The sequence below is a fragment of the Methylophaga frappieri genome (genome assembly GCF_000260965.1).
Classification (GTDB): Bacteria; Pseudomonadota; Gammaproteobacteria; order Nitrosococcales; family Methylophagaceae; genus Methylophaga; species Methylophaga frappieri.
The window spans coordinates 39,256-47,825 of record NC_017858.1 but is presented as its reverse complement, the minus strand read 5'-3'; the positions used below and the strand labels follow the sequence as shown (position 1 = coordinate 47,825).

Genomic DNA, 8,570 nt, shown 5'->3' with positions numbered 1-8,570 from the left:
TGTGGGCACACGACGACGAGCCTATAAAGTACCGTATCAATCGTAACGGGCGGCGCGTGGTCCAGTACAACCCTAAATCGGTGCATTCGATCTACAGCTTTGATCAGTTGCGCCCCGTCATAGACACAGGAGAGACAAACAATGAGTGATCCGAATATCAGGCTGGAATGCCTGCGCCCTGCTGAAAAGTGGGAGCGCCCGACAGGCGATGAAATCCGCGAAGTGCTGCGGCTTGCCGGGCTTACAGGTGGCGGAGCTGCTAAAAAGGTCGGGCTTGGGCAAAAGGGCGATAGAACGGTGCGCCGCTGGATCGGGGAAGAAACACATATTCCCTATGCCGCGTGGGCGTTGCTTTGCGACATGGCCGGGCTTGGCAAGATTTGGGAAGAAGGTTGAACGCCAGGAAGGAAATGCTTGGAATTGTGATTTTAGCCGCTAAAATGTTTCGATAAATCGGATTTTGCGCTTGACAGCTTAGGGCATTTTGCCCTAATATATTAAGTGAAGGCCGGGCACACCGCCCAGGTCAATAACCGAGGAAAACCGATGACTACCAGCAAAATCATGTCTTGGGTCGATGCCCTGCCGAACGTGGCCGCGACCGACTTCACCACTCGCCGTGACACTATCGCGGACAAGATGGCAGAAGCTCAGGAACTGGAGCAACGGGCGGCCAAGCTGCGTGAAGAGGCTTATTTTGCCAGTCTTAAACTGGAAGGTGACGCCAAGGGGAAATGGTCAATCGAGGCCGTAGAACAGGCAAAAAACCGGGCTGACTTTTAGGAAGGATACGCCCCGGCCTTGACCGGGGCGCTTGGCCCGGCGCTGTCACACCGAAACCAATGCTCTCTAGGGTGTGGCCCTATTTGAAGAGCAATAGATAATTGGAGCACGGAAGGCGTGGAGGGTCAAGAATATGTCAAAGTCAAACATTATCAAGTTTCCGAAAGCTGGCCCTACTGATTCAGGGCCACCGGACCCGCAACCGAAAGCGCAGGCCAGCCAGCAGCCGCGTAAGCCGCAGAGCGATCCGACGAAAGGCGGGGGTGTTCTGGCGGCTATTCTGCGTTGGGTATGGATTGCGGTTGTCCTGGTGTGGCCGCTGCTGAAGTGGGTTATCTCTATCGACGTTTTCTTTCAGGGTATCCGTGCCGTGTACTACTGGAATGATCCAGCGGTACATGCAGGCTGGACCTTCCTGGCCCATTTCGCCGTGCTGACCCTGCTCACTTACTTTGTTTCTGTCTACAAACCCAAAGGCGTTTAATTTTAGCCGCTAAAGTGTTGACCCGTACTGAAAGTATAGCTATACTTTTGTTGTGTTCGGCGGCTGTCACCGCCATTCAATCAACAACTAGGGTGTGGGGTTGGTATGGGTGCAATCCATGAAGAAACAACTAACGGAGTCTCAATTTCAAGCTGCAATCAAGGGCTTGGGAGTCGGGCAACAAACGCTCGAAATAGCGCATGGCGTATTGGTGGAGGGGAAAACTCAAGCCGAGTTTGTGGCGTTATTGGGAGTGACAAAAGGGGCGGTCAATCAGGCCGTCAAGAGAGTTTGGGACGCTCACAAGGCGCTGACGCCGGAGGGGTTCGAGCGAGTCACGGCAATACTGCCGGAACATCAAGCGTTTATCGTCAAGAAATGGGCGGAGGACGCCAAGAAGAAAAGGGACACGTAATGAAAACACTGGTCACGGCAAACCAAAAAGGCGGCGTCGGCAAAACATCAACCTTGGTGCATCTGGCGTTTGACTTCTACGAACGCGGCAAAAAGGTTGCCGTGATCGACCTGGATACCCAGGGCAACGCCTCTTATACGCTCCAAGAGTTCCGCACAGGTGTTGTAGCAAGCAATTTTTTCAATGGCGGCCCGTTCGATGTTGTGAACGGAGAGGACGCGCCTGGCATGGCTCTTATCGAGTCTGACGCCGCCCTGGCAAACATGGAAACCATGTCCCTGAGCCGTGCGGGTGAGCATTTCAGGGCAGGTATTGCCAGCCTGGCAGAGCAAGGCTTTGACGTGTGCCTGATCGACACGGCCCCTTCCCTTGGCGTCAGTATGGCCGCCGCATTGATAGCGGCGGATTATGTCCTGTCCCCTATCGAGCTGGAAGCCTACTCAATTCAGGGCATCAAGAAGATGAACGCGGCCATTACGAACGTGCGTAAGGCTAACCCTAAGCTGCAATTCTTGGGCATGGTGCCGAGCAAGGTAGACGGACGAAACCCCCGGCACGGTCGCCACCTGGAACAACTCCAGAAGGCATATCCGCAGCTTATCATTCCGGCTTCAATCGGCCTGCGTAGCAGCATTGCGGACGCACTCGCTTCCGGGGTGCCGGTCTGGAGAATCAAAAAAACGGCTGCCAGAAAAGCCGCGAAAGAAGTTCGTGCCCTGGCTGACCTTGTGTTTACAAAAATGGAGATCACCGCATGAGCGCGCAAAAAGAACAGAAAATGGAGGGGCTGGGACTGGAGGGCATTGGCGACCTGTCTGGCCTTCTAAACGCCCCCGAAGGCACCAAGGGTGGCGCTGGCCCCTTGGAGCTGGCCCTGGACCTGATAGATGAAGATCCAAACCAGCCGCGCACAGAGGACAATCCGGGCTTTTCAAAAGCGAGCCTGGAAGAGCTGGCCGCCACCATCCGGCATCGAGGCGTTAAAACGCCGATTTCGGTGCGTGAGAACCAGGACGAGCCGGGGCGCTTCATCATCAACCACGGTGCCCGTCGCTACCGTGGCAGTCGAATCGCTGAGAAAGAGACTATCCCGGCGTTTATCGACAACGACTACAACGAAGCGGACCAGGTTATTGAGAACCTGCAACGCAATGAGCTGACCGCCCGCGAGATAGCCGATTACATTGGCCGCGAGCTGGCAAAGGGCGTCAAGAAGGGTGAAATTGCGTCAGCTATCGGCAAATCCGCTGCATTTGTGAGTCAGCACGTCACCTTGCTGGACCTGCCGGAGCCGCTTGCCGAAGCTTTCAATTCTGGCCGCGTCAATGACGTGACCGTGATTAACGAGCTGGTGAAGGCGCACAAGAAGAACCCGGACGAGGTTGTTGCTTGGTTGAGCGATGACGACCAGGAGCTAACACGCGGATCGGTGAAGCTGCTGCGCGAGTACCTGGACGACAAGCGCAAGCATGAGGACGAGGAACGCGACCCGAACACGGTTGATGCTTTCACCGGCCAAACCGATGCCGAAGACGACAACGACCAGGAAGAGGAAGGGGCCGACACCCCGCCGAAGAAGGAGCCGAAGGAACAAGACCCGGACAAGCTGAAAAAGGCGATTGTCATGGTCAAGCACGACGAACGTATGGGCCGCTTGATGCTAAACCGCCGCCCTTCTGCTGATGGCTGGGCCTGGATCAAATACGAGGACGACGGGCACGAGTTTGAAGCGGACCTGGGCACGGTCGAGCTGATGGCTGTGATGGACGGGGCTTAACGCCAAAAAGAAAGCCCTGGGCACGGCGGCCACCGTATCCAGGGCGGAACCCACGCTAACCAGTTGAGAGGTGACTAGCGATGAGTAGCAGCGATTGTATCATGATTGCAGGGCGGATTCGCGCCGCCCTGGAGCAGAAGAAATCATTCACCCTTCCCTTGATGACAATGGCCGACCTGGCCCACGTCCTCGATCACTTGCAAAGGGCCGAAGCTGCCGCGTGACAGCGCGATACGGCCACGAACCACACCCACCCTGCCCCGCCTTTGCGGGGCTTTTTTTTGCCTGGTTGAAATATGGCCTTGCTTAGATTTGTAGTATGTTGTAGTATAATACACAATACAACATACTACAGAGGGCAAGCATTATGGCAATCAGTAAAGAGCAGATTTTCGAGGTGGCCGACGAGCTGGACGCTGCCGGTCAGAACCCTACCCTTGCAGCGGTACGCAAGGCGCTGGACGGCGGCAGTTACACCACGATCAGCGAGGCAATGAAGGAATGGAGGGCGGCCAAGGCCGCTGATGCTACGCCGATCCAGGAGCCGCCCCCGCCTGGCGTCATGGACAAGTTGTCAGAGGTTGGGGCCGAGATTTGGGGCGTCGCCCTGGAGCTGGCGAACGGTCGCCTTGCCAGTGAGCGCGAAGGCTTGGAGGCCGCACGGTTGGAAATGGAGGCGTCCCGGTTGGAGGCTGTCGAGCTGGCAGACCAGCTTTCGGCAGAGCTGGACGATTCGCGCAACCAGGTTGCGAGCCTGGAGGGTGTGGCCCAGGAGTTGCGGGCGGAAGTTGACGACCTGAAAGCCAAGCTGACTACGGCCAGTGAACGAGCCACTACCGCCGAGGCGCGTAGTAGTGAAATGGAGTTGCGAGCCAGCGACTTGCGTTCCGAGCTGGATCGAGCACACCGAGAGGCAGACAAGAACCGGCAGGCGCTGGATCGAGTCCAGGACGCCGCCGAGAAGGCGGCCAAGGACCACAAGGCCGAGCTGGCACAGGCTCAGGGCGAAGCGAAGCAGGCGGCCAAGGAGCACCAAAAGGAAGTCGAGGCCCTGCGGGCGCAGCACAGCAAGGCGCTGGAGAATGCTCAGGAGGCCAAGGCAGCCGCTCAGTCCGAGGTCGAGCGTTTGACTGCTGCAACCTCTTCCCTGGAGTACAAACTGGCGCAAGCCGAGGAAAAACTTGCTGTGCTGGCCGGTGAGGTCGAGCAGGCGGCCAAGGAGCGTGATTCTGCCCTGGAGGCGGCTGGCACGGCCAGGGAGCAAGCGGCGGCGCTGCGCGGGCGTGTTGAGGGGCTGGAAATTGCGCTTTCGCGCGGGGAGAAAGACGCCGGTTCGCAGAAATAAACTGATAAATCGGGTTTTTTACCGTATTATTAAAGGCATCCTTGACAGATTTTCCCGGCCCGAACGCAAGCCGGCCTCGTTTGGTTGCCGAGGTCGGCTTTTTTGTGGGCGGGGGATTTGCAACCTGTAGCAGTAGAGAAAACACAAAGGAGCGCCGCAAATGAAGCAACGCCTTTTGGTTATGAACGGTCAAAGGATCGTTCAGACCGACCAGGGTGGCGCATGGGCTAATCAGAAGGTTGATAAGGCGGGAGCGTTAAAACCCGGAATATACAACCTTTACATGGCTAAGGAAGCCGATAAGTCGCAGCGCCATGATGGCGTGATTGTTCATGCCGATAACAACAAAATTTACCACCAGATAGGCAAAAACTTTGTCATGCACTCTAAGTCAGATTTCGATATAGTACCTGATATTGGGAGTGCAAAAAGTATTAGCTACGACGCTCAGGGCAAGGCGATAGTCGCCCAGGCCGTCAAGCTCAGTAGAGGACGCTCCCGATAGTTTTAGCGGCTAAAACGGGAGGTGCCTTTGAGTAAGCTAGGGATTGGGGAGCGTGCCCCTTGGGGCGACTTTCCCCAGGTGATACGAAACGGGGGCTTGGGCGCGTTGAAGAACGAACCCGAGTACCAGGCGGCCAAGTCTGGCGACATGCCTGCCGCCATCGAGTTAGTAGATAGGCTTCTCACCGATGAAACGGTGGGGAAGATCAAGGAGCAAATAGGGGACAGCAAGCCCCTGGTGTTGCCGGTTTTGGCCGTTGAGGCGGCTGGCAACAACAAAATTCCGTTGGCAATGGCCGAGGCGCTTGCGGAGAGGTTGGGACTGGACGTTGAGCTGGGCATTATCCAGAGTGACAGGGTAGGTCGAACTGATACCGGCGCTGACCATCGCCTGGCGTTCAATCCTACGTTTGAGGGTGACGTTAAGTCGGGTCAAAAGTACCTGGTTGTGGACGACACTTTGGCAATGGGGGGAACGGTCGCCTCTTTGCGGGGCTATGTGGAGAATCGGGGCGGCAAGGTGGTCGCCGCTTCTGTGATGACTGCGCATGAAGGGGCGCTTAACCTACCGGTTAAGCCTTCTATGCTGTCAGCCATTGAAAACAAGCATGGCCCGAGTATGAATCAATTTTGGCAGGAGACGTTTGGTTATGGAACCGACAAACTCACACAAGGTGAAGCTGGACACCTCAAATCAGCCAAGAGCGTTGACGCAATCCGAGAAAGAATCGCTGCGGCGCGACATGAAGGAATCGAGCGCTTGGGCGCGAATCGAGTTGAAGCGCCGCCGCGCTCAAAAAGCGCAGGGCGTTCGGGTCTAACCGGAGAAAGCCTTGTTTCGGCGGCTGAGGGCCTGGAGGTCGAGCAGCAGGTCATGATTGAAGGGGCGTCCGTTGAGCAGGGCTATCAGGAAACCCTGGCCATGTATGTCCAGGCCAAGCATGACCAGGTTGAAAGCATCGAGGATCGCCTAGAAAACCTGATCAACCGGCAGCAAGCCCGGTTGCAGCAAACGCAGTCAAATCGCCCTGGTTTCCTGTCTATGCCCGGAACCCGTAAAGCCTGGCAGGCGTCACAGGCGCAACAGCAAGGCAGGCTCCAGACGCTTCACGCTCGCTTGGAGACGGTCAGGGAGATCAAGGAGGGAATGGGGCTGCATTCGCCGCGTGTTGAAGAGCTGGCAACCAGGAAGATGCGGGCAGAAAACCCCGAGCTGGCTGCGGATTGGGATTCGATGAAGCAGGCCGAGCGACAGCATCAGGCGCTAATGAAGAAGCAGGAGCAGGAGCGAAAGCAAACCCAGGAGAAGAGCAGAGGGCTATCCCTTGGGTTGAATCGCCCACCCCAGTAAACAGCAAAGCCCGGCATAGCCGGGCTTTTTGTCTTGCCGCATCACCCCTACCACTACCATGACGCCCATAACGCAAGGCCCGCCGCGAAAACGACCATTCCAGCCGCAACCAGGTTCATGTAAGACACCCGGCGAGCCTCACGGATCGACGGCTTGAGTTCCTGGGCAATCGCCTCTTCCACTTGTTGTCTGGCTGCTGCTGCCGTGGCCTTGGCGTTTTCTTTGATGGTGGCCGCCATTGCCTCTTTGCTGGCCGCCAGGGCTGCGTTCAGCGTCCTTTCAGCCTTGTTTTTTGCGTCATCCCCCCACCGATGCGCAATTTCTTCCAGCTCGCTCTTGAAGGCGTCCAGGTTGGCTTGCTGGGCGGCAGTGCTTTCCTGCATTAGCCGGTCGTTGATTGTTTGCAGGATCAAGATAGGATCATCACGGCCAACGGCTATGCCGTGTTTGGCCGCGATTTCCTTAATGGTTTCCTCGATCTTATCGGACATTACAGCACCGCCGCATTATCCAGCAGGCCGAACACTTGGCCGCGAACGATCTTTAGGCGCTGCCTGGTCATGATGGTGAGCGATTCATCTTCCAGGGCTTCGGCAAACGTCTTGCGGTTTTCGAGCATTTCCGAGAAGTCGCGGCCATAGGTCTCTTCCTTGAGTCGCGGAAGGTCGATAATGGCCGTAACTCGCTCTTTGTTGTTTGTGTAGGCTTTCATCTGCTCAAACCTCTTGCCCTGGAGTTCGATGGGGCCGAGAAACGGGTTTAGCCACACAACAAAAAGCGATTCAACCGGGAACTGGCTTGCAAGCTGCGAAAACCCGTTGACCGTATCCAGTAGCGACGAGCTACCTGCGATCACGGTGTGAAGGACGACTTCATGCCCCATATCCCGCAAGAGCGCCGGAACCTCGTTCGAGATCAGGTAGTGTGTCAAGGGGACGAACGAGCTGGCCCCGTTATCAATGATCACGTCATCTTTGCTGGCTGCAATCATTTCAATGAGGGTATCAAATGTCCTGCTATTGATTTCGTCGTCTTGCAGGATATTAAGGTGTTTGACGTTCAGGGATTTGTAGCTTTCAAAGCTCGCGTTCACCGGATCGGTGTCGATGCACAAAGGTGATTGACCTTTGCTTGCCTTGTATTGGGCGATAACAGCGGAAATCATGGATTTGCCGACGCCGCCTTTTCCTTGCAGTACAAGATGCACTTTTGCCATTAGATTAAATCCTCTTTGTTGGGTTTTGCTTGATAGTTGAAACCGCCAGTACCTGGTAATTGCGGTTTTTCATTTTCTTTGGACTCGCTGCCTTTTGCCTTTGGTGCAGCAGTTACCGGTTTGTTGTCGGGCTGCTTATTGGTGGCACTGGCGTCGGCCTCGTTTTTAGCGGCTAAAACTGGCTGCTTGTCAGTCTTGGCCTCTTTGATATGCCGCTTCACATGCTTTAGGAAGGTTTCGTAGCGATAGGCAATCTTCCCTTGTTCGTGCATGTGCTCCCATATCGTTTTAATCGCATAGCCTGCTGCTATCGCTTCTTTCACATCATCTCGAACGGCAAGAAAAGCCACTACGTTCTTATCTTGCCGTGTGCGTGTTTTGTCTCGTTTCTTCACCCACTCTGCCAGTTCATCGGTGTAGCTTCTCGCTTTTGCCATGCCTTTGTATCCATCTGTTACCTGCCTGAGTGCCAATTTACCACTGCGGCGCTATTCATTACATCGCTATAAGTGCGCTGTTTTATCGCTACTAGAGCGCTTCTAGCTGCCATTATAGGCCGTTTTCTGCAAATTTCACTATATCGTTTGTGCGATAGCGCTAGATTTGCGCAAAAATAGCGGTTAAATCGAAATTGTTGATGTACACTTACCTTGGTGTTATGAACGCCGTAAGGCGGGCAGGATAGGTGAAGTTAG

13 protein-coding genes are annotated in these 8,570 nt (G+C 55.5%); 10 read left to right on the top strand and 3 right to left on the bottom strand.

What is annotated here, in order from left to right:
* The first annotated feature begins 141 nt into the window (after window positions 1-141).
* From Q7C_RS13225 to Q7C_RS13185, 10 genes are all read left to right on the top strand, one after another.
* Entirely contained in the window at window positions 142-396 is a 255-nt protein-coding gene (locus Q7C_RS13225; protein ID WP_008929992.1) for a helix-turn-helix domain-containing protein, read from the top strand.
* A 150-nt stretch (window positions 397-546) separates the two neighbouring features.
* Window positions 547-783, top strand: a complete 237-nt coding sequence (kleA, locus tag Q7C_RS13220; RefSeq protein ID WP_008929991.1) for a stable inheritance protein KleA — start codon at window positions 547-549, stop codon at window positions 781-783.
* Window positions 784-916: 133 nt separating this feature from the next.
* Entirely contained in the window at window positions 917-1,267 is a 351-nt protein-coding gene (gene kleE, locus Q7C_RS13215; RefSeq protein ID WP_008929990.1) for a KleE stable inheritance protein, read from the top strand.
* Between the two features lie 118 nt (window positions 1,268-1,385).
* Window positions 1,386-1,682 (top strand): transcriptional regulator KorA, encoded by a 297-nt coding sequence (locus Q7C_RS13210; protein WP_008929989.1) that lies wholly within the window; start codon window positions 1,386-1,388, stop codon window positions 1,680-1,682.
* On the top strand, window positions 1,682-2,440 hold the full coding sequence (locus Q7C_RS13205; protein ID WP_014708286.1) for a ParA family protein: 759 nt from the start codon (window positions 1,682-1,684) through the stop codon (window positions 2,438-2,440). The genes Q7C_RS13210 and Q7C_RS13205 overlap by 1 nt, the downstream gene beginning before the upstream one ends.
* Window positions 2,437-3,459 carry a ParB/RepB/Spo0J family partition protein gene (locus Q7C_RS13200; protein WP_014708285.1) on the top strand — a complete coding sequence of 341 codons (1,023 nt, stop codon included), beginning with the start codon at window positions 2,437-2,439 and terminating at the stop codon, window positions 3,457-3,459. The genes Q7C_RS13205 and Q7C_RS13200 overlap by 4 nt, the downstream gene beginning before the upstream one ends.
* 80 nt (window positions 3,460-3,539) lie before the next feature.
* Complete coding sequence (locus tag Q7C_RS13740) at window positions 3,540-3,683, top strand: hypothetical protein (RefSeq protein ID WP_008929986.1); 144 nt, start codon at window positions 3,540-3,542, stop codon at window positions 3,681-3,683.
* A gap of 143 nt (window positions 3,684-3,826) precedes the next feature.
* Complete coding sequence (locus Q7C_RS13195; RefSeq protein ID WP_014708284.1) at window positions 3,827-4,804, top strand: DNA-binding protein; 978 nt, start codon at window positions 3,827-3,829, stop codon at window positions 4,802-4,804.
* 160 nt (window positions 4,805-4,964) lie between these two features.
* Window positions 4,965-5,309: an IncP plasmid survival protein KfrB gene (kfrB, locus tag Q7C_RS13190; protein ID WP_041367305.1), complete on the top strand. Its 345-nt coding sequence runs from the start codon at window positions 4,965-4,967 to the stop codon at window positions 5,307-5,309.
* A 96-nt stretch (window positions 5,310-5,405) separates the two neighbouring features.
* Window positions 5,406-6,659: a phosphoribosyltransferase gene (locus tag Q7C_RS13185; RefSeq protein WP_238532376.1), complete on the top strand. Its 1,254-nt coding sequence runs from the start codon at window positions 5,406-5,408 to the stop codon at window positions 6,657-6,659.
* A 53-nt stretch (window positions 6,660-6,712) separates the two neighbouring features.
* Here Q7C_RS13185 and Q7C_RS13180 read toward each other — a convergent pair whose 3' ends face one another.
* The 3 genes from Q7C_RS13180 to Q7C_RS13170 are packed head-to-tail and all read right to left on the bottom strand — an operon-like array spanning window position 6,713 to window position 8,312.
* Window positions 6,713-7,150, bottom strand: coding sequence for a conjugal transfer protein TraM (locus tag Q7C_RS13180; RefSeq protein ID WP_014708281.1), 438 nt, complete (start codon window positions 7,148-7,150; stop codon window positions 6,713-6,715).
* Window positions 7,150-7,875: a nucleotide-binding protein gene (locus Q7C_RS13175; RefSeq protein ID WP_008929981.1), complete on the bottom strand. Its 726-nt coding sequence runs from the start codon at window positions 7,873-7,875 to the stop codon at window positions 7,150-7,152. The genes Q7C_RS13180 and Q7C_RS13175 overlap by 1 nt, the downstream gene beginning before the upstream one ends.
* Window positions 7,875-8,312 (bottom strand): TraK family protein, encoded by a 438-nt coding sequence (locus Q7C_RS13170; RefSeq protein ID WP_014708280.1) that lies wholly within the window; start codon window positions 8,310-8,312, stop codon window positions 7,875-7,877. The genes Q7C_RS13175 and Q7C_RS13170 overlap by 1 nt, the downstream gene beginning before the upstream one ends.
* Between the last annotated feature and the right edge of the window lie 258 nt (window positions 8,313-8,570).